The 18,229-nt window shown below is 64.7% G+C and carries 20 protein-coding genes; 9 read left to right on the top strand and 11 right to left on the bottom strand.

Going from position 1 to position 18,229, the window contains the following annotated elements:
- The first annotated feature begins 11 nt into the window (after positions 1–11).
- Both recA and recX read left to right on the top strand, forming a co-directional pair.
- A complete protein-coding gene (gene recA / locus N5C91_RS28015) occupies positions 12–1,067 on the top strand; it encodes a recombinase RecA (protein WP_236173070.1) in 1,056 nt (351 codons plus the stop codon).
- Positions 1,068–1,072: 5 nt separating this feature from the next.
- Entirely contained in the window at positions 1,073–1,537 is a 465-nt protein-coding gene (gene recX / locus N5C91_RS28010; RefSeq protein WP_279833550.1) for a recombination regulator RecX, read from the top strand.
- Positions 1,538–1,588: 51 nt separating this feature from the next.
- Here the strand turns inward: recX and N5C91_RS28005 are convergent, their stop codons facing one another.
- Both N5C91_RS28005 and N5C91_RS28000 read right to left on the bottom strand, forming a co-directional pair.
- On the bottom strand, positions 1,589–2,662 hold the full coding sequence (locus N5C91_RS28005) for an LOG family protein (protein ID WP_279833548.1): 1,074 nt from the start codon (positions 2,660–2,662) through the stop codon (positions 1,589–1,591).
- Positions 2,663–2,828: 166 nt separating this feature from the next.
- Positions 2,829–4,250 (bottom strand): MBL fold metallo-hydrolase, encoded by a 1,422-nt coding sequence (locus N5C91_RS28000; RefSeq protein ID WP_236173067.1) that lies wholly within the window; start codon positions 4,248–4,250, stop codon positions 2,829–2,831.
- A gap of 125 nt (positions 4,251–4,375) precedes the next feature.
- On the opposite strand from N5C91_RS28000, the gene N5C91_RS27995 reads away from it, so the two are divergent.
- Complete coding sequence (locus tag N5C91_RS27995) at positions 4,376–6,781, top strand: xylulose 5-phosphate 3-epimerase (RefSeq protein WP_279833544.1); 2,406 nt, start codon at positions 4,376–4,378, stop codon at positions 6,779–6,781.
- A gap of 40 nt (positions 6,782–6,821) precedes the next feature.
- Here the strand turns inward: N5C91_RS27995 and N5C91_RS27990 are convergent, their stop codons facing one another.
- Positions 6,822–7,037: a DUF3820 family protein gene (locus N5C91_RS27990; RefSeq protein WP_045210039.1), complete on the bottom strand. Its 216-nt coding sequence runs from the start codon at positions 7,035–7,037 to the stop codon at positions 6,822–6,824.
- A 9-nt stretch (positions 7,038–7,046) separates the two neighbouring features.
- Complete coding sequence (locus N5C91_RS27985; RefSeq protein ID WP_236173065.1) at positions 7,047–7,454, bottom strand: quorum-sensing-regulated virulence factor family protein; 408 nt, start codon at positions 7,452–7,454, stop codon at positions 7,047–7,049.
- A gap of 302 nt (positions 7,455–7,756) precedes the next feature.
- Here N5C91_RS27985 and N5C91_RS27980 point away from each other — a divergent pair, with 302 nt between their 5' ends.
- Positions 7,757–8,473, top strand: coding sequence for a DTW domain-containing protein (locus tag N5C91_RS27980; RefSeq protein ID WP_279833541.1), 717 nt, complete (start codon positions 7,757–7,759; stop codon positions 8,471–8,473).
- Positions 8,474–8,657: 184 nt separating this feature from the next.
- Here N5C91_RS27980 and N5C91_RS27975 read toward each other — a convergent pair whose 3' ends face one another.
- Positions 8,658–9,542 (bottom strand): DMT family transporter, encoded by an 885-nt coding sequence (locus N5C91_RS27975; RefSeq protein ID WP_236173062.1) that lies wholly within the window; start codon positions 9,540–9,542, stop codon positions 8,658–8,660.
- A gap of 265 nt (positions 9,543–9,807) precedes the next feature.
- On the opposite strand from N5C91_RS27975, the gene erdR reads away from it, so the two are divergent.
- Together erdR and N5C91_RS27965 are read left to right on the top strand one after the other, a co-directional pair.
- The gene (erdR, locus tag N5C91_RS27970) at positions 9,808–10,458 is read left to right on the top strand and encodes a response regulator transcription factor ErdR (protein WP_236173061.1); all 651 of its coding nucleotides are present in this window, start codon (positions 9,808–9,810) and stop codon (positions 10,456–10,458) included.
- 107 nt (positions 10,459–10,565) lie between these two features.
- Positions 10,566–10,937: a diacylglycerol kinase gene (locus N5C91_RS27965; protein ID WP_024765290.1), complete on the top strand. Its 372-nt coding sequence runs from the start codon at positions 10,566–10,568 to the stop codon at positions 10,935–10,937.
- A 96-nt stretch (positions 10,938–11,033) separates the two neighbouring features.
- Here N5C91_RS27965 and N5C91_RS27960 read toward each other — a convergent pair whose 3' ends face one another.
- A complete protein-coding gene (locus tag N5C91_RS27960) occupies positions 11,034–11,960 on the bottom strand; it encodes a LysR family transcriptional regulator (protein WP_236173060.1) in 927 nt (308 codons plus the stop codon).
- A gap of 223 nt (positions 11,961–12,183) precedes the next feature.
- Between N5C91_RS27960 and fpr the strand changes: the two genes are divergently transcribed.
- Positions 12,184–12,960 (top strand): ferredoxin-NADP reductase, encoded by a 777-nt coding sequence (gene fpr / locus N5C91_RS27955; protein WP_045210043.1) that lies wholly within the window; start codon positions 12,184–12,186, stop codon positions 12,958–12,960.
- 178 nt (positions 12,961–13,138) lie between these two features.
- Here fpr and N5C91_RS27950 read toward each other — a convergent pair whose 3' ends face one another.
- Entirely contained in the window at positions 13,139–13,552 is a 414-nt protein-coding gene (locus tag N5C91_RS27950) for a VOC family protein (protein WP_279833537.1), read from the bottom strand.
- Between the two features lie 60 nt (positions 13,553–13,612).
- Between N5C91_RS27950 and N5C91_RS27945 the strand changes: the two genes are divergently transcribed.
- Positions 13,613–13,915, top strand: coding sequence for a putative quinol monooxygenase (locus N5C91_RS27945; RefSeq protein ID WP_236173058.1), 303 nt, complete (start codon positions 13,613–13,615; stop codon positions 13,913–13,915).
- Between the two features lie 8 nt (positions 13,916–13,923).
- Here the strand turns inward: N5C91_RS27945 and tsaA are convergent, their stop codons facing one another.
- Both tsaA and N5C91_RS27935 read right to left on the bottom strand, forming a co-directional pair.
- Entirely contained in the window at positions 13,924–14,622 is a 699-nt protein-coding gene (gene tsaA, locus N5C91_RS27940; protein WP_279833533.1) for a tRNA (N6-threonylcarbamoyladenosine(37)-N6)-methyltransferase TrmO, read from the bottom strand.
- Between the two features lie 239 nt (positions 14,623–14,861).
- A complete protein-coding gene (locus N5C91_RS27935) occupies positions 14,862–15,635 on the bottom strand; it encodes an SDR family oxidoreductase (RefSeq protein ID WP_236173057.1) in 774 nt (257 codons plus the stop codon).
- Between the two features lie 173 nt (positions 15,636–15,808).
- On the opposite strand from N5C91_RS27935, the gene N5C91_RS27930 reads away from it, so the two are divergent.
- The gene (locus tag N5C91_RS27930; RefSeq protein ID WP_279833531.1) at positions 15,809–17,392 is read left to right on the top strand and encodes a glycosyltransferase family 39 protein; all 1,584 of its coding nucleotides are present in this window, start codon (positions 15,809–15,811) and stop codon (positions 17,390–17,392) included.
- Here the strand turns inward: N5C91_RS27930 and N5C91_RS27925 are convergent.
- On the bottom strand, positions 17,340–17,708 hold the full coding sequence (locus N5C91_RS27925) for a DUF2784 domain-containing protein (protein WP_236173055.1): 369 nt from the start codon (positions 17,706–17,708) through the stop codon (positions 17,340–17,342). The two genes, N5C91_RS27930 and N5C91_RS27925, sit on opposite strands and share 53 nt — an antisense overlap.
- Before the next feature lie 7 nt (positions 17,709–17,715).
- Complete coding sequence (locus tag N5C91_RS27920) at positions 17,716–18,177, bottom strand: DUF1456 family protein (RefSeq protein WP_236173054.1); 462 nt, start codon at positions 18,175–18,177, stop codon at positions 17,716–17,718.
- Positions 18,178–18,229 lie beyond the last annotated feature (52 nt).

The raw sequence follows: 18,229 nt of genomic DNA, 5'->3' as shown, positions 1-18,229 counted from the left end.
CGAGGACTTCAATGGACGACAACAAGAAGCGCGCCCTGGCCGCGGCCCTGGGACAGATCGAACGCCAATTCGGCAAAGGCGCGGTCATGCGCATGGGCGACCATGAGCGCCAGGCTATCCCCGCCATCTCCACCGGCTCGCTGGGTCTGGATATCGCGCTGGGTATCGGCGGTCTGCCGCGTGGCCGTATCGTTGAAATCTACGGCCCGGAATCCTCGGGTAAGACCACCCTGACCCTGTCCGTCATCGCCCAGGCGCAGAAAATCGGTGCCACCTGTGCCTTCGTCGACGCCGAACACGCCCTGGACCCGGACTATGCCGGCAAGCTGGGTGTCAACGTTGACGATTTGCTGGTTTCCCAGCCGGACACCGGCGAACAGGCCCTGGAAATCACCGATATGCTGGTGCGCTCCAATGCCGTTGACGTGATCATCGTCGACTCCGTGGCGGCCCTGGTACCCAAGGCCGAAATCGAAGGCGAAATGGGCGATCAGCACGTCGGCCTGCAGGCCCGCCTGATGTCCCAGGCGCTGCGCAAGATCACCGGCAACATCAAGAACGCCAACTGCCTGGTCATCTTCATCAACCAGATCCGCATGAAGATCGGCGTGATGTTCGGCAACCCGGAAACCACTACCGGTGGTAACGCGCTGAAGTTCTACTCCTCCGTCCGCCTGGATATCCGCCGTACCGGCGCGGTGAAGGAAGGCGACGAGGTGGTCGGTAGCGAAACCCGCGTCAAGGTCGTGAAGAACAAGGTCGCTCCGCCGTTCCGTCAGGCCGAGTTCCAGATCATGTACGGCCGCGGCATCTACCGCACCGGCGAGATCATCGACCTGGGTGTACAGCTGGGCCTGATCGAGAAGTCCGGTGCCTGGTACAGCTATCAGGGCAGCAAGATCGGTCAGGGCAAGGCCAACGCCGCCAAGTTCCTGGAAGACAATACCGAGATCTGCAACACCCTCGACAAGGCCATTCGCGAGCAACTGCTGACCAACCAGACGCCGCCGACCAAGGCCGAGCTCGCTGCGGCGGAAGCCGAAGCAGAAGCTGAAGCCGATCTCTGATCGCGATGGCCGTTGAGCTCGATAACCCCGTCGCCGTGCGACGGGTGGCCATGGACCTGCTGGCAAGACGCGAGCATGGCCGGGCAGAGCTCTCGCGCAAGCTGCGGCAACGCGGCGCCACGCAGGATCTGATCGACCCCGCCCTCGACCGTCTGGCCGAGGAGGGGCTGCTCAATGAAAGCCGCTATCTGGAGAGCTACATCGCCAGCCGTGCGCGGGCCGGTTACGGTCCGATGCGGATTCGCGAAGAGCTGTCGCAGCGCGGTTTGCCGCGCGGCGAGATCGACGCTGCACTGAGTGAGTCGGGCGTCGACTGGAGCGAAAACCTGCGTGAGGTCTGGCGCCGCAAATTTGCCCGACTGCCACAGGACGCTCGCGAGAGGGCCCAGCAGGGGCGGTTTCTGAGCTATCGAGGCTACTCGATGGAGGCCATCAGCCGGCTGCTGAGTGGTCGACGATCCGATGATTGAAACGAACAAGGCACCCAATCGGGTGCCTTGTTCGTTTTCCGGGCCGGGAAATCAGCGCTCCCAGTTTTCCGGCTGGTTGATGAAGTTCAGCAGCTCCCGCAAACGCCCCTGAGCGCGGCCATTGAAGGCGAAGGCCAGGCGGGTGAGATGGGAGAATTCCGGCTCGTCCAGTTCCGACTCACTGTAGGGCTGCTGGTGAAATCCGCCGCTCACGCACAGATTGCCGAACTCGCGCTCCAGCAACTGCAAGGCACGGACGCTCAGTGGGTGGTTCAGGCGGATCACGAAGCGATCCTTGAGCCAGCGGCTGGAGTGGAAGTTGCTGTAGAACTGGGCGATTTCCTCGGCGGCTTCCTCGGCGCTGTGCACCAGCGTCATCAGGCTCATGTCGCTGGGCAGGATGTAACCGTTGTCTTCGAGTTGCTCCTTGATGAACTCCAGGGCGTGGTCCCAGTAATGCCCGCCCGGCTGGTCGAGAAGGACCACCGGCACCAGCGGGCTCTTGCCGGTCTGGATCAGGGTCAGCACTTCCAGCGCTTCATCCAGCGTGCCGAAGCCGCCGGGGCAGAGCACCAGGGCATCGGCTTCCTTGACGAAGAACAGCTTGCGCAGGAAGAAGAAGTGGAACGACAGCAGATTGCTGGTTCCGTCCACGGTGCGGTTGGCGTGCTGCTCGAAGGGCAGGGTGATGTTGAAACCGAGGCTGTTTTCCAACCCGGCACCCTCGTGAGCCGCGGCCATGATGCCGCCACCGGCACCGGTGATGACCATCAGGTCGTAGCGCGCCAGGGTTTCGCCCAGCTCGCAGGCCAGGGCATAGACGGGATGATTGGCCGGCGTGCGTGCCGAGCCGAATACGGTGACTTTGCGGCGACGCTTGAACTGCTCCAGGGTGCTGAAGGCGTGCTCCATTTCGCGCAGGGTCTGCAGCATGATCTTGGCGTCCCAGCGGTTGCGGTCGGCCTGGGCCATGCGAGCGACAGTGGTGAGCATTTCGCGGTACAGCGGCAGGTTCTGACTGTTGCCAGGTGCAGCCAGTTCGGCCAGTTCCTCGATCTTTTGTGCGAGGTCAGTGCCGCTGGTCTGGAAATGTCTGGAGAGGTAGTCGTCGGGCTCATAGGGCATGTTGATACTCCTTGTTCATCAACCCCTGATCGCCTGTCCATGGGCGGCGCCGGCCACGCGAGGTGGCTCTGGCAGGGATGCATTGGCGCTTCGCCGCACGCACAGGGTTCAGCAGCAGGCCCGCCCAGTCTGGCACACGGGGTGTGACAGTCGGTGGGCCTCGATATCAGATGGCGATCCGGTCTCCGGGCTCCGGAATATTGGCCGTCCAGTTCAGGCGATCCTGGAGTGCACCCTTGAGTACATCCATCTTTTCTCGCTCGCCATGTATCAGGTATAGCTCGGGTTTGTGCTCGAAGTGGCCAACCCACTGAATTAATTGTGATTGTCCCGCGTGCGCAGAGAATCCGCCGAGGGTGTGTATCTGTGCTTTCACGCTGATGCGCTGGCGCAGGATACGTACGCTTTCGGCGCCATCGACGATGGCGCGGCCCAGTGTGCCCTTGGCCTGGAAGCCGGGGAAGACGATGTGGCATTCCTTGCGCCAGAGGTTGTGCTTGAGGTGGTGGACGATGCGCCCGCCAGTGCACATGCCGCTGCCGGCGATGATGATGGCTCCGCTCTTGATGCGGTTCAGCGCCATCGATTCATCGGCGCTCTGGGTCGTGTGCAGGATCGGCAGCCAATCGCCGACTTTGGCGGTGCCGGTGCCGCGCATGTATTCACGGTCGACGTCGGCGATCTCGCCGATGTGTTGCAGGTAGATGTTGTTGGCCCGGGCCGCCATCGGGCTGTCGAGGTAGACGACCTGCTGCGGCAGGCGGCCTTCCTGGTAGAAGCGCCCGAGGTAGTAGATCAGGTCCTGGGTACGGCCTACGGCGAAGGACGGGATCAACACGTTGCCGCCCTCGTTCTGCGCGCGCTGCAGGATGCCGGCTAGTTCCAGCAGGGTTTCGTTGGCGTCACGGTGATCGCGGTCGCCGTAGGTGGACTCCAGCAGGACTACATCGGCGCGAGTCAGCGGCGTCGGCGTGCGCATCAGCGGTGAACAGGTACTGCCCAGGTCACCCGAGAAAACCAGGCGGCGGGTCGAGCCGAATTCATGGATCTCCAGTTCGACGATGGCCGAGCCGAGGATGTGTCCGGCGTTGTGGAAGGTCACGCGAATACCGCGTGCGACATCCACCGTGCTGCCGTAGCTGACGCGGCGGCGCTGGTTCAATGCACGGGAAGCATCTTCGATGGTGTACAGCGGCTTGACGGGCGGCTTGCCCAGGCGCGAGCGCCACTTGTTCTCCCACTCGGCGTCCTTTTCCTGGAGGTGCGCCGAGTCCATCAGCATCAGCTCCAGCAGGTCGCAGCAGGATTCGGTGGCGTAGATCGGCCCCTTGTAGCCTTCCTTCGCCAGGCGTGGCAGCAGGCCGCTGTGGTCCAGATGGGCGTGGGAGAGAACGACCGCGTCGAGTTCCTTCGGGTCGAAGGGGAATGGCGTGCGGTTGCTCGCCTCGTTGTCGCGGGTGCCCTTGTTGCCGCTGCGCCCCTGGCGCATCCCGCATTCGAGCAGCACGCGGACGCCGTCGCGGGTCTCCAGGAGGTAGCAGGAGCCGGTGACTTCCTGGATCGCGCCGATGAAGGTGAGAAGCGCCATGTCATCTCCTTGTCGGAATTCTCTTTCAGCCTTGCCCGAATGGTCGGGGCGGTCGTTGATACATGTCAGCGCCCGTCCGATCTGTGGCGACCTAGACTTTCTGCCATAGCCAAGGGAGAGCCGATATGTCACAGATCCTGCCAAGCCCCGAGGAGCTTGCCGCCCATGCGGCAGCCGAGCCCGAATATGCCGGCTGGCTGCGCGGCCGTGGTCCGCTTCAGCATAGCGTGCAGACCCAGGCGGCGGTCTTTCGTGTTGCTCATCAATTGGTCCAGTACGGCCTGCAGCCGGACCTGGCCAGTGTCTACCGGCTGTTTGGCGCGCTGGATCGGCTGACCTGCGCCGGCCTCTGGCTGGTGGCCCACATGACCTACGCCAGACGTGTGCGCCTCGATGGCGCGCCCTTGCAGGCCGAGGACTTCAAGTCCCAGCCGGAAGGGCATACCGGCGGTGCGCTGAACATGGTGCCAGCCTATGCCGGCTACCTCGCCCTGAATGCCCTGAGCGGCAAGACCCGCGGTTGGCTGATGGGGCAGGGGCATTGTGTGGCGGCGATCGATGCGCTCAATGTGCTGACCGGCAATCTGCATCCGGAGCAGGCCGCTGCCTACGGAAACGGCGAGGCCGGGCTGGACCGGCTGGTGCAGGATTTCTACAGCTACGCCCAGGCGCCTGAAGGCAAGGTTGCCGCGCCACTGGGCAGCCATGTCAATCCGCACACTGCCGGCGGTATCGCCGAAGGCGGTTATCTCGGTTTCGCCGAACTGATGTATGCACACATGCCATTGCCGGGCGAAACCCTGGTGGCCTTCCTCTCCGACGGCGCCGCCGAGGAACAGCGTGGCAGTGACTGGATTCCCCGCTGGTGGCGTGCCGAGGATTGCGGCACGGCGTTGCCAGTGATGATCGCCAATGGCCGGCGCATCGAGCAGCGCACCGAGTTGGGCACCCACGAAGGGCTGGAGGGCTTCAAGCTGCACCTGCGGCGCTGCGGCTTCGACCCGGTGAGCTTCGACGGTCGCGATCCGGCGGCCTTCGTCTGCGCCCTGTGGGAAATGGAAGAGCGCCTGCAACACCGCGTCGATGAGAAGGAGCGCGGCATCCTGCGTTATCCGCTGCCGATTCCCTACGGCATAGCCGAGACCACCAAGGGTTATGGCTTCTACGGCGCCGGCAGTAACGCTGCTCACAACCTGCCGTTGCCCGGTAACCCCAGCGACGACGCCGAGGCGCGCGAGTTGTTCAACCAGCATGCGGCGCCGCTGTGGGTCGAACCGGAAGAGCTCGCCGAAGCCTGCGGTCTGTTCGCCGCTTCGCGCAGCGGCCGGGTGCTGGAGCGGGACAACCCGCTGGCCGTGCGGCGGCCCATCGAACCTTCGATTCCACCGTTGCATTACCGTAATGACGAGTGCTCGCCCATGGCGGCGCTGGATCGCTTCTATGTCGACCTCTGCAACGCCAACCCGGACCTGCGCGCCCGCGTCGGCAACCCGGACGAGTTGGCGAGCAACCGCCTGGGCGGCGTACTGAAGGCGCTGCGGCACCGGGTGAGCGAGCCGGAAAGCGAACTGGAGGCGGTGGATGGCCGGATCATCACCGCGCTCAACGAGGAGGCGGTGGTCTCCGCCTGCCTGGCCAACCAGGGCGGACTGAACCTGGTGGCCAGCTACGAGGCCTTCTGCGTGAAAATGCTCGGGGCGGTGCGCCAGACGCTGATCTTCGCCCGCCAGCAAAAGGAAGTCGGGCGCCCGGCGGGATGGCTCGGCTGGCCGCTGGTGGCGACCTCGCACACCTGGGAGAACGGCAAGAACCAGCAGTCGCACCAGGACACCACCTTCTGCGAAGCGCTGCTGGGCGAGATGAGCGACATGGTACGGGTGGTCTTCCCGGCTGATCACAACAGCCATCTCGCCCTGCTGCCGGATATCTACCGCAGCCGTGGGCAACTGGCTTGCATCGTCGCGCCCAAGCGCGAGCGGCCAGCGGTATTCACCCAGGCCCAGGCTGAGCAGTTGGCGCGTGATGGTGCGATCCTGATGGACGAACACCCAGGCGCCGAGCCGCTGCTGCTGATCGCCAATGGCAGCTACCAGTTGGCCGAGATGCGTCGCGCCGCGTTGCGTCTGGAGGAAGCCGGCTACCCATACCGACTGGTCTATCTACAGGAGCCCGGCCGCTTCCGTGCGCCGCGCGATAACTGGGAGTTGCAGGCGCTGGCGGACGAGTCCATCGCCATGCGGCTGTTCCCCGATCATTATGAGCGCCGCGTGCTGCTCACCCACATGCGCCCGGAAGTGGCGCGTGGGCACCTCTGGCCGATCCTGCCGGATGCACTGAAGACGGCAGTCCTGGGGTATCGCAACCAGGGCGGGACGCTGGACGAGGCTGGCATGCTGTTCGCCAACCGCTGCAGTTGGGCCCATGTGCTGGCGGCCTGCGCGCGGCTGCTGGATGTGCCCCGTAGCGCCCTGCTGACGCCGGACGAAGCGGCGGCAGTGGCCGGCAAGGAAAACCCCGCAGTGCTGCGTTGATCGACGCTGGCGCAACCGCCTCAGGGCGGTTGCACGGGCCTCAGCGCTTGAGAGCCTTGATCAGGTCGTCGAGGCCGTCGATCTTCAGTTCCAGGGTCAGTTGCATCAGACGGCCCAGTTCGCCGGCCGGGAACTGGCCCTTCTTGTGGAACCACAGCAGGTACTCGTCCGGCAGGTCCACCAGCATGCGTCCCTGGTACTTGCCGAAGGGCATCGGCGTGCGCGCGATCTTCAGCAGCATTTCCTTGTCGAGCATCGGCGCGGCTTATTTCTTCAGCTTGATCTTGCAGCTGCCGGCGTCGAAGCGCTCGGTGGCGACCGGAGCGTTGGTCTTGTACTCGGTGAAGCTGTAAGTGAGGATCGCGCCCTCGGCCAGCAGTTGGCGGTAGGCGGTGTTACTGCAGACGCTGTCGCCCAGTTGGCTGCGTACGCTGTCGGGATTCTCGCGCATGCGCTCGGCATGGCTGGCGCGCACGCTCAGGTGGTTGATCAGCTGCGGACCGTCGACGGTGTAGCCCTGGTCGAGGATGTCTTCGTTGATGGCGCGCGGGGTGCCTTCGCTGCTTTCCTTGGCGACCTTTTCCAGGGTCTGGGTCAGTTCGAAGTCCTTCTTCGACGCGGCGTGCGCGACGGGAAGAACGAGGCAGAGGGCGAGGGCGGTGAGGCGCAGCATGGGCATCTCCTGACAATGGTGCCGATTCGACCGTGGCGAGCCTTCCGGGTTCGCTGGTCATTACAGCCGACTATTGTCCCCGAAAATGGCTCTCCTGCCGAGATTCCATTGCCGCAGGCCGCTGCCCGGCTTGCCGGGCGGCCAACCTCGTCAATGGATGGCGCAAAGGTTTCGAAGCTTTTATCGCCACTCGAGCGCGCGCAGGGAGGCAGATTGTGGCTCTGGTACAATCGGCGGTCCGCAACCGCCGTCCCAATCGAGCCTTCGATGTACCGTCCGACTTTCCATTTTCCGGTGGCCCGATGAGCCACGCCGTCGCCCGCCTGCGCGATGCACGCCTGGCGCGCTGCCTCAAGCCGTTCTTCGCCCGTGGTTCACGTTCGCCGCGCTGCCCTGGTTGCCGTCTGCGGCCGAACTACTGCATGTGCAGCCTGCGCCCGCAGGTCGAGTCAAACTCGGCGATGTGCCTGGTGATGTTCGATACCGAGCCGCTCAAGCCCAGCAATACGGGTTGGCTGATTGCCGAAACCGTGCCCGAGACCTGGGCCTTCGGCTGGTCGCGGATCGAGGTCGACCCGGCGCTGCTGGCGCTGCTCGACGATCCGCAGTGGCAGCCCTATGTGGTGTTCCCCGGTGAATTCGTCCAGCCAGAGCGCGTAGTCACCACGGTGGCGCCGCAGGGCGGCAAGCGCCCGCTGTTCATCCTGCTCGACGCCACCTGGAACGAGGCGCGCAAGATGTTCCGCAAGAGCCCCTATCTGGACCGCTTCCCGGTGCTGAGCATCACTCCCGATGCCCTGTCACGCTATCGCCTGCGCCGTTCCAAGTTCGACGAGCATCTGTGCACCGCCGAAGTCGCGGCGCTGTGCCTGGGGTTGGCCGGCGACCGCCGCGCCGGCGATGCGCTGGATGCCTATCTGGACGTGTTCAGCGAGCGCTACCTGGGTTCCAAGCGCCAGCAGCCGCTGGACGAGCAGAGCCCGGCGCACCAGGCGTTGAGGCCGTTTACCCAGCGCTGAATTCACTGACACGCTTTTCCAGGGTTACTCCGGCAATGGGGCGATCGTAGGAGCGGACTTCGTCCGCGATAGGGTGGGGCTGGCACCAACTGGTTGGTCGGAGCGGGGTTGAGTCGATCGCGGACAGAGTCCGCTCCTACGACAGTCGACACGTACGTGCTTCGTGTGTAGGAGCGGGGGCGCTTCAGACCGCCTTCACCTCGGCCTTCTTCGGCCAAAGCTGTGCGACCAGCATGCCCGCCAGCATCAGCGCGCAGCCGAAGTAACCGCGCAGATGCAGCGTCTCGTCGAGGAACAGTGCGCCAGCGATGGCGGCGAATACCGCTTCCAGCGAGAGGATGATCGCCGCGTGGGAGGCGATGGCGTGCTTCTGCGCGATGACCTGCAGGGTGAAGCCGGTGGCGACGCCGAACAGGCCGCCGTAGATCAGCGCGGGAGCCGCCTGGACGATGGCATCGAGGTGGATTTCCTCGAACACCAGCGCCAGGATCATGCTCACCACCGCGCAGGTAACGAACTGCAGGAAGGCCAGGCGGATCGGGTCGTAGCGGCTGGCGAACAGGCCCACCAGCAGCACGTGGCCGCCCCAGACGAAGGCGCCGGTCAGTTGCAGCCAGTCACCTGAGGCGACGTGGAAGCCCGGGCCGATGCTCAGCATCGCCATGCCGGTCACGGCCAGCGCCGCGCCCAGCCAGGTGCCCATGCCGGCGCGATGGCCGATCAGCAGGCCGAGCAGCGGCACGATGATCACGTACAGGCCGGTGATGAACCCGGAGTTGGTCACGCTGGTGAACATCAGGCCGACCTGTTGCAGGTTGATCCCCACGGTCAGCGCGGTACCGATGGCCAGCCCTGCGAGGAGCATGCCGCGGTTGAACGGCTGGGCACCGCGCTTGCTCGACCAGGCCAGCAGCGGCAGCAGCGCCACGGCGCCGAGGGTAAAGCGCAGGCCGGTATAGAGGAACGGGCCGATGGCATCCATCCCGAGGCGTTGCGCGACGAAGGACACCCCCCAGATCATCGCGGTGAACAGCATCAGGAAATCGGCGCGCAGCGCATGGCTTTTCATCTTGTTCTCGTAACGGGCAGGAAAAAAAGCGGAACTCTGCCGTAACGCCGGGCCTTTGGAAAGGGGCGCGGACTGTCGGCGGGCACAGTGGCAAGGGCGTTCAGGCCACGCTGTAAGTACTGTCCGGCGATGTATTCGCGGCGGACACCAGGGCTGGTCTTTGCGTACAATGCGTCGAGTAGTGCTCTATCCGTGCTCCGACCTTTCCTGCGCAAGTCTGGCTGTTATCCACGGCGGACTTCGGCGCGGCCTTCAAGGAAAATTCATGGCTTCCTACGAGATCCTGATCGCTGACGATCACCCGCTGTTCCGCAGTGCCCTGCACCAGGCCCTGACCATTGGTCTCGGCCCCGAGGCGCGACTGTCGGAGGCCGCGAGTATCGCGGAGCTGGAGGCGCGCCTGAACGAGAAGGCCGACTGGGACTTGGTGCTGCTGGACCTGAATATGCCCGGCGCCTACGGCTTCTCCGGGCTGGTGCTGCTGCGCGGGCAGTACCCGCAGATTCCGGTGGTGATGGTCTCCGCCCAGGAAGACGCCGCCGTGGTGCAGCGCTCCCGTGAGTTCGGCGCCAGTGGTTTCATTCCCAAGTCCAGCGAACTGAGCGTGCTGCAGCAGGCTGTGCGCGCGGTGCTCGATGGCGATGTCTGGTGGCCGCCGCAGGTGGACGCGGTGACCGAGATGAGCGAAGACGTGCGCGCCGCCAGCGCCGGTCTGGCCAGCCTCACTCCGCAGCAGTTCCGCGTGCTGACCATGGTCTGCGAAGGCCTGTTGAACAAGCAGATCGCCTTCGAGCTGAGCGTTTCCGAAGCCACGGTGAAGGCCCACGTGACGGCGATCTTCCGCAAGCTGAATGTGCGCACCCGCACCCAGGCGGCGCTGCTGCTGGCGCAGATGGAATCGGTGCCGGGGGCCTGAGGCCGTCACAACCCGGATCAGAGGCTGTCACATTCTGTAATGGCCTTGACTCCTTTTTGACGATCGCTGGTATAGAGTGCCGCGACCTTTGCCTGTGAGAACCACACGTGTCCGCCTCCCCCTTCAAGGGCCAGACCGGCCTGAAACGCATCTTCAACGCCGCCGGCTACTCCCTGGCCGGTTTCGCCGCCGCCTTCAAGGGTGAAGCGGCCTTCCGCCAACTGGTGCTGATCAACGTCATCCTGATCCCGCTGTCGTTCTTCTGCGACGTGACCCGTGGCGAGCGCGCGCTGATGATCGCAGTGTGTCTGCTGGCGCTGATCGTCGAACTGCTCAACTCCGCCATCGAGGCGGTGGTGGATCGCGTCTCGCTGGAACGCCATCCCCTCTCGAAGAATGCCAAGGACATGGGCAGTGCGGCCCAGTTCGTCGCGCTGACCATCATCACCGTGACCTGGGCGGGCATCCTGCTCGGCTGACGGCCTGTAGGAGCGAGCTCGTTCGCGAACCGCCTGACACTGTTGTCGCCGGCGTGAAGCGTTCGCGAGCAAGCTCGCTCCTACTAAAAGCCCAACTCAGGGAATCATCGGCAGGACGATATCGTCGCTGCGCGTCACCCCGGCGGTTTCGCTGCGGCACAGTTCGAGGAACTCGCGCATGGTCGCGGTCTGGTACTTCTGCCGGTGCCAGATGAAGTAGAACTGCCGACGCAGGTCCAGGTCCGGGGTTTCCACCGGCACCAGGCTGCCGCGGCGGAACGCGTCGCGCAGGGCCAGGCGCGAGATGCAGCCGATCCCCAATCCCGACTCCACCGCGCGCTTGATCGCCTCGGTGTGCTCCAGCTCCAGCCGTACGTTCAGCGGTTCCACGTGGTGGCGCATGGCCTGGTCGAAGGTCAGGCGCGTGCCCGAGCCCTGTTCCCGCAGGATCCAGGCTTCCTCCGTCAGCCGTTCCAGGCTCGCGCGGCCTTCACGGGCGAGCGGATGTTGCGGCGCGCAGAACACCACCAGTTCGTCTTCCATCCACGGCTGCACCTCGATGTCCGGGTGCTGGCAGTCGCCCTCGATCAGCCCCAGGTCCAGTTCGTAGTGCGCCACGCGCTGCACCACGTGGGCGGTGTTATGCACATGCAGGCGCACCCGGCAGTCGGGCTGGCGCTGCATGAAGGTGCCGATCAGCAGGGTGGCGAGGTAGTTGCCGATGGTCAGCGTGGCGCCCAGGTCCAGCGAGCCGAAGGCACTCTTGCCGTTGAGCATGTTCTCGATCTCGCTGCCGCGGTCGAGCAGGGCCACGGCCTGGGGTAGCAACTGGCGGCCAAGGGCGTTGAGGGTCAGGCGCTTGCCGGAGCGGTCGAACAGCTTGCAGTCGAACTGTCGCTCAAGCTCGCCCAGCGCCGTACTGGTGGCCGATTGCGACATGGACAGCCCCGCAGCGGCGCGGGAGACGCTTTCCTGCTGGGCGACGGCGACGAAGACTTCGAGCTGGCGCAGGGTGAATTTCATGGACGATGGCTCCGAAAAGGCTGCGCGACATTTCGTCGCCCCGGTGCTGAAATGCGCGGAAGGTATCCTTTTGCGGCGACATGATGCGGCCTTATCTGCGTTTTGGATTAGCAATATCCAGATAATTTATTTTGCGGATATTGTCGCCGCCTATAAAATGTCGCGCAATTGCGCTACGTCCGGGATCTGCTGGGGTGCGCCACGTTTCTCCTAGGAGTCCTTGATGAGCAACCTGTACACCGAGCGCGTTCTCAGCGTGCACCACTGGAACGACACCCTCTTCAGCTTCAAGACCACCCGTAACCCGGGTCTGCGCTTCAAGACCGGTCAGTTCGTGATGATCGGTCTGGAAGTCAACGGTCGTCCGCTGATGCGCGCGTACAGTATCGCTAGCCCGAACTACGAAGAGCACCTGGAGTTCTTCAGCATCAAGGTCCCGGACGGTCCGCTGACTTCGCGCCTGCAGCACCTGAAGGAAGGCGACGAGCTGATGGTCAGCCGCAAGCCCACCGGCACCCTGGTGCTGGACGACCTCAAGCCCGGCAAGCACCTGTACCTGCTGAGCACCGGCACCGGCATGGCGCCGTTCCTCTCGGTGATCCAGGACCCGGAAGTCTATGAGCGCTTCGAGAAGGTCATCCTGGTCCATGGCGTACGTTGGGTCAGCGAACTGGCCTACGCGGACTTCATCACCAAGGTTCTGCCGGAGCACGAGTACTTCGGCGACATGGTGAAAGAGAAGCTGATCTATTGCCCGCTGGTCACCCGTGAGGAATTCCACAGCATGGGCCGCCAGACCGACCTGATGCGCAGCGGCAAGCTGTTCGCCGACATCGGCCTGCCGCCGATGAACCCGCAGGACGACCGCGCGATGATCTGCGGCAGCCCGAGCATGCTCGACGAGACCAGCGAAGTGCTGAACGGCTTCGGCCTGCAGATCTCCCCGCGCATGGGCGAGCCTGGCGACTACCTGATCGAGCGCGCCTTCGTCGAGAAGTAAGCCGAGCAGTCAGCAGCGCCGTTCAAACCAAGAACGCCGCGATTCCCCAAGGGATCGCGGCGTTTTTTGTGCCTGGATTCCACCCTGAGATGCGGCTCTTTGTAGGAGCGAGCTTGCTCGCGAACCTGCAAGGCACGGAGCGTCTGCGTTCGCGAGCAAGCTCGCTCCTACAGGTGCCTCATGCCAGGCGCTGGCCCGACACCGCCGGGTGATACAGCGGCTGCACTTTGTTCCCCGCCGGGTCCAGCAGGTGGAAGCTGCGCGTGCCGTCGCCATGGTCGAAGGGGCGGTCCAGCAGCGTCACGCCGCGTGCCTTGAAGTATTGGTACCAGGCATCCAGCTCTTCCACGCTGTCCACCACGAAACCGTAGTGATCCATGGTCTGCAGCCCGTTGGCGGCACCGAAGCCGCGGCCCAGCGAGAGGTTGTCGTTGCCGCAGGTGAGGTACACCAGGTCCTCGTTGGCACGGTTCAGCACTTTCATGCCGAGCACATCGACGTAGAAGTGCTCGCGCTCTTCCAGGTTCGGCACCAGCAGGGCTAGATGGCGCAGGCCGTTGAGGCGACCGGGGCGGGCGGGGAGATCGGACATGGACGCGGTTCCTTTTTTGTATACAATTTGATTTCAAATTTAAAACAAAAGGAACGCCCTGTGTACAGTCTGTTCATCAAGACCCGTGTGAAGCCCGGCACCGCCGAGGATTTTCTCCACGCCATCAAGGCCAATGCCGCCGCTTCCGTGTCCAGCGAGCCGGGCTGCCTGGTCTTCGATGTGTCCCAGGATCGCCTCGATCCGGACGTGATCTACCTCTACGAGATCTACCGCGACGACGCGGCCTACGAGGCGCACACGCAGACCGCGCACTTCCGCGACAGCCGCCCGCTGGTGGAGCCGCTGATCGTCGAGCAGGAGTGTTTCGAGAGCGACGTGATCGCCCTCAACCCGGTGGACTGAAGCAGGTTTCAGTCGGCGGCGCGCTGCACATCCAACACGCAGATTTCGCCGTCGGTGGGGTAGTGCCAGTGCACATCCAGGTCCCACAGGCGCACGCCGTAGCGGCGCTCGGGCGGCGGCTTCTGGTAGGCTGGGCGCGGGTCCTGGGCGAGGCACTGCTCGACCAGTTCGGCTACCGGCTGGCCAAGACGCAGGCCGTGTTCATGGGCCTGGCGCAGGGCTTCGTCGTTCCAGTGCACGGCGATGGGGGCGGGCGGGGCGTCGGCGATGGCGTTGCGTGCATCGACCACGATGTCCGCGTAGGGCACGTACGGCTTGATGTCGATCACCGGCGTGCCATCGAGCAGGTCGATGCCGGACAGCCAGAGCCGGCCGGGCTCGACCTTTTCCAGCTTCACCACGGATTGGCCGAGGCCGTTGGGGCGGTGGGTGGCGCGGGTGGCGAAGACGCCCATCGACTGGTTGCCGCCCAGGCGCGGCGGTCGCACCTTCAGCCGTGGCTTGTGTTCCAGCGCCTGGTGGAAGAGGAAGATCAGCCAGACGTGGCTGACCTGCTCCAGGCCCTCCACCGCGTCGCCCGTGTCGAACGGCGGCAGCAGTTGCAGTACGCCGGTCGCGGCCGGAGCCAGTTGCGGCTGGCGCGGGATGGCGAACTTCTCCTTGAAGCAGGAGCGGACGTAGCCGATGGGCGAGAGGGTGTGGGACATGGCGGCACAGGCTGTTGCAGGGGCCGCCATGGTAACCGAATCCTCGGGTATCCGAGCTTGTGCAATACCTAGAACAGAGCAAGGCGCAACGACCAACGGGAGTAACAGCCGCAGGCTGGCCCGAAGGGTAAGCGCCAGCGAATCAAGCCGGCAATGGCGTGCAGTCTACCTGTCGCAAATGAGCAGTCAGCGCCGGCTTTCAACGCGCCATGACGACGCGCAGCAGGTTCAGGACAGGCTCAGCCGAGGTGGAAGCCACCATCGATGGGGATGATGTTGCCGGTCATGTAGGCGCCGGCGGCGCTGGCCAGGCTGATCGCCAGGGCGGACATTTCCTCTTCACGACCCCAGCGGCGCATGGGGATTACGGCGGTATCCTCGGCCATGGCCTGCTCATCGTTGGCGATGTGGCGGGTCATCTTGCTGGGGAAGCGACCGGGGGCGATGACGTTGACGTTGATGTGGTCTTGCACCAGTTCGCGGGCCAGCATGCGCGACAGCTGGTGCAGTGCGGCTTTGCTCGGACCATAGGCATAGGCGTTCTCGCCGTGGGAGGTGACGCCGGCCACCGAGCCGATGTTGATCACCCGCGCCGGGCTCTGCGCGCTGCCGGCCTTCTTCAGCAGTGGCAGCAGTTGCTGGATGCAGCTGAACACGGCGGTGACGTTGAGCTGCATGACCTTTTCCCAGCCCGCGGCCGGGTAGCTTTCCAGCGGCGCGCCCCAGGTGGTACCGGCGTTGTTCACCAGGATGTCGAGGTGGTCCAGGCGCTCGTTCAGCTCCAGGGCCAGGGCACGGGCGCCTTCCTCGGTGGCGAGGTTGGCCGGCAGGCCGATGCACTCGCCGTACTGCGACAGTTCGGCAGCAGTGTCGGCGCAGGCGGCGCCGTCACGGGCGCAGATGATCACTTTGGCGCCGGCTTCGAGCAGGCCCTGGGCGATCATCCGGCCGATGCCGCGGGTGCCGCCGGTGACCAGCGCGGTCCGTCCGGCGAGGGAAAAGTACGGGTGCATGAGCCTCTCCTGGCTGGTTTTTCGCCACACCCTAGCGGGATCGCCGAGGCACTCCGAGCATTATCCAATCGGGAAATGCCGGCGCATTACGCGATGGCTGCATTTTCTTAACCTGCACATAACCATCGCTGCCCTAGTGTCCCGCGCACGTTCGAGAGGCCGGGGGCTGGGTGATGCTGGGTTGGAGCAAAGATCGCAAGGCGTTGGTGCTATTGCTGGGCGTCACGCTGGTGCTACTGCTGTTCGGGCTGGGCTGGCGCGAGGTCTGGGGCCCGGAGGTGCGCTGGGCAGATATCTCGCTGCAGATGCTGCAGTCGGGCGACTACTTCGATCCCTACTTGCGCGGTGCGCCGTATTACGACAAGCCACTGCTGTCGTACTGGCTGATCACCGCGCCGGCCAGCCTGTTCGGCCTCAATCACTGGACCTTGCGCATCAGCACCGTGCTGGCGGGCCTGGGCAGCGTCTGGCTGACCTGGTGGCTGGGCGAGCGCCTGCTGCGCAAGGGCACCGGGTTGCTGGCCGGCTGGCTGCTGGCGACCACCTTCTATTTTCTGTTCTGGGCGCGGGTGGCGACGGCGGACATGCTCACGGTGTTCGGCGTGCTGGCGGCGCTGGCCTGGTACTGGCGCGACCCGCACGACACGCGATTCAGGAGCTACCTGGGCTTCTTCCTGATCCTGTCGCTGACCTCGCTGTGCAAGGGGCTGATCGGTTTCGTCCTGCCGGGGCTGGTGCTGCTGCCGCACCTGCTCAGCGAGGGGCGCTGGCGCCGACATTTGAACCTGCGGCTGTTGGCGGCGCTGGTGGTGGCCGGCGGCGTGTATGCGATTCCCTTCGTGCTGTCGCACTTCTATGGCCAGCCCAGCTATGGCGAGAGCGGACTGGCACTGGTATTCCGCGAGAACGTGGTGCGCTTCTTCCAGCCCTTCGACCACGAGGGGCCGATCTATACCTACCTGCTTTACCTTCCCGCCTACACGCTGCCCTGGGCGCCGTTATGGGTACTTGGCCTGTGGTTCGCAGCGCGCCGCTGGAAGCAACTGCAGCCCAATGCGCGCTGGCTGGTCTGGGCGTTGTTGCTGCTGTTCGCGTTTTTCACTGCCAGCGGTGGCCGGCGCAGTTACTACGTGCTTCCGCTGGTGCCGTTCGCGCAATTGCTGGGTGCGTGGTGGGTGATCGAGCGGCGGCATGAGCGCGGGCTCGCCGGCCTGGGGCGCGTCTGGCCGCGGGTGGTGGGGGCGGGCGCAGGCGTGATGCTACTGGTGCTGGGCGTGGCCTATCCGTGGAGCAATGGCGGCGGCGGGGTTCCGCTGTTTGCCAGGGAGGTGCGCGCCGCGGCAGAACAGGTCGCGCCCTGGTCGCAGTGGCGGGTGCTGATTCTCGGCGATGACGATGCACGTCTGCCGATGTACCTGGAACGTCGTGGCGAACGGCAAGCGCATCCGTTCCTCTATATCCACTCCGGTTATCCACAGGGCGACAGCGACGCTCTGTTCGCCTGGCTGCGTCAGCGTACCGGCGAGGACTGGGACCCGGCGCGCACGCTGATCATTTCCCAGGTGACGCACGACGGCGCACAGCCGCTGAACTGGCTGACGGCAGATCACCGGCTGATCGAATCGAAGCTCAATAATGGCCAGCGCCTGGGCCACGCGAAGAACAAGGAAGCAAGCCTGGCCTACCTGCCGACGGGCCAGTCGCTCAGCGCGAGCGCAGTGCCCGGCGCAGCAGAAGCAGGTAAGGCGGCAGATTGACCGCCACCACCACGAGGCCGAGGACGACCTGGGTCGCCTCGGTCAGGCCGGCAGGGTAGATCAGCGGGATCAGGTAATGCTCGATGAAGCCGCCGCTGTAGCCGTGGTCGCCGGCCAGGGTGCGGAAGTGATTCTCCAGCGGCGTGAGCGGGCAATAGAGATGGAGGAATTCCACCGCCATGCCCCAGGCCGCCGCCGGCAGGTGCAGCCAGGCCAGGCGCGGCCAGCGCAACACCAGCAGGCCGCCGAGCAGCACGAAGAGGATGAAGCCCAGATGAAACAGGACAACGGCGTCGGCTGCCAGGCGATAGAGCATGTCGATCTCAGCGCTGCTGGCGCTGCGTCAGGCCCTTGAGGAAGTTGCGCAGCAACTGGTCGCCACAGGGGCGGTAGTTGTTGTGGCCGGGCTTGCGGAACAGCGCGCCCAGTTCCGTCTTGGTGACGATGAAGCTGACGCTGTCGAGGATCGCGAGGATGTCGTCGTCGCGCAGTTCGAAGGCCACGCGCAGTTTCTTCAGGGTGATGTTGTTGGTCAGCGGCAGTTCCACCGGCGGCAGCGGGCGCGATTCGTCGCGGCCACGGCGATACACGATCAGGCCGTCGAGAAAGTGCGCCAGCACGCGGTCGCTGCACGGCCTGAAGTCCGGTTCGTCGTCGCGGGCGAGGAAGGCGCCGACCTCTTCGGTGCTGAGGTTGAAACCGGCCAGCGCGGTGATCTCGGCGACCTGCGCATCGCGGATGTCCAGCAGGTAGCGCAGGCTGCGCAGTACGTCGTTGTTGGTCATGGGCTTTCCAATAGCAGAAATGAAAAGCCCCGCATCAGCGGGGCTTTTGCGG

The sequence above is a fragment of the Pseudomonas sp. GD03903 genome (assembly GCF_029840045.1).
Classification (GTDB): Bacteria; Pseudomonadota; Gammaproteobacteria; order Pseudomonadales; family Pseudomonadaceae; genus Pseudomonas; species Pseudomonas pseudonitroreducens.
This window is presented reverse-complemented; position numbering and strand designations above follow the sequence as displayed.

Coding starts and splice junctions, on each gene's coding strand:
- recA (WP_236173070.1), top strand. CDS start 12: ATGGACGACAACAAGAAGCGCGCCCTGGCCGCGGCCCTGGGACAGATC.
- recX (WP_279833550.1), top strand. CDS start 1,073: ATGGCCGTTGAGCTCGATAACCCCGTCGCCGTGCGACGGGTGGCCATG.
- N5C91_RS28005 (WP_279833548.1), bottom strand. CDS start 2,662: ATGCCCTATGAGCCCGACGACTACCTCTCCAGACATTTCCAGACCAGC.
- N5C91_RS28000 (WP_236173067.1), bottom strand. CDS start 4,250: ATGGCGCTTCTCACCTTCATCGGCGCGATCCAGGAAGTCACCGGCTCC.
- N5C91_RS27995 (WP_279833544.1), top strand. CDS start 4,376: ATGTCACAGATCCTGCCAAGCCCCGAGGAGCTTGCCGCCCATGCGGCA.
- N5C91_RS27990 (WP_045210039.1), bottom strand. CDS start 7,037: ATGCTCGACAAGGAAATGCTGCTGAAGATCGCGCGCACGCCGATGCCC.
- N5C91_RS27985 (WP_236173065.1), bottom strand. CDS start 7,454: ATGCTGCGCCTCACCGCCCTCGCCCTCTGCCTCGTTCTTCCCGTCGCG.
- N5C91_RS27980 (WP_279833541.1), top strand. CDS start 7,757: ATGAGCCACGCCGTCGCCCGCCTGCGCGATGCACGCCTGGCGCGCTGC.
- N5C91_RS27975 (WP_236173062.1), bottom strand. CDS start 9,542: ATGAAAAGCCATGCGCTGCGCGCCGATTTCCTGATGCTGTTCACCGCG.
- erdR (WP_236173061.1), top strand. CDS start 9,808: ATGGCTTCCTACGAGATCCTGATCGCTGACGATCACCCGCTGTTCCGC.
- N5C91_RS27960 (WP_236173060.1), bottom strand. CDS start 11,960: ATGAAATTCACCCTGCGCCAGCTCGAAGTCTTCGTCGCCGTCGCCCAG.
- fpr (WP_045210043.1), top strand. CDS start 12,184: ATGAGCAACCTGTACACCGAGCGCGTTCTCAGCGTGCACCACTGGAAC.
- N5C91_RS27950 (WP_279833537.1), bottom strand. CDS start 13,552: ATGTCCGATCTCCCCGCCCGCCCCGGTCGCCTCAACGGCCTGCGCCAT.
- tsaA (WP_279833533.1), bottom strand. CDS start 14,622: ATGTCCCACACCCTCTCGCCCATCGGCTACGTCCGCTCCTGCTTCAAG.
- N5C91_RS27935 (WP_236173057.1), bottom strand. CDS start 15,635: ATGCACCCGTACTTTTCCCTCGCCGGACGGACCGCGCTGGTCACCGGC.
- N5C91_RS27930 (WP_279833531.1), top strand. CDS start 15,809: ATGCTGGGTTGGAGCAAAGATCGCAAGGCGTTGGTGCTATTGCTGGGC.
- N5C91_RS27925 (WP_236173055.1), bottom strand. CDS start 17,708: ATGCTCTATCGCCTGGCAGCCGACGCCGTTGTCCTGTTTCATCTGGGC.
- N5C91_RS27920 (WP_236173054.1), bottom strand. CDS start 18,177: ATGACCAACAACGACGTACTGCGCAGCCTGCGCTACCTGCTGGACATC.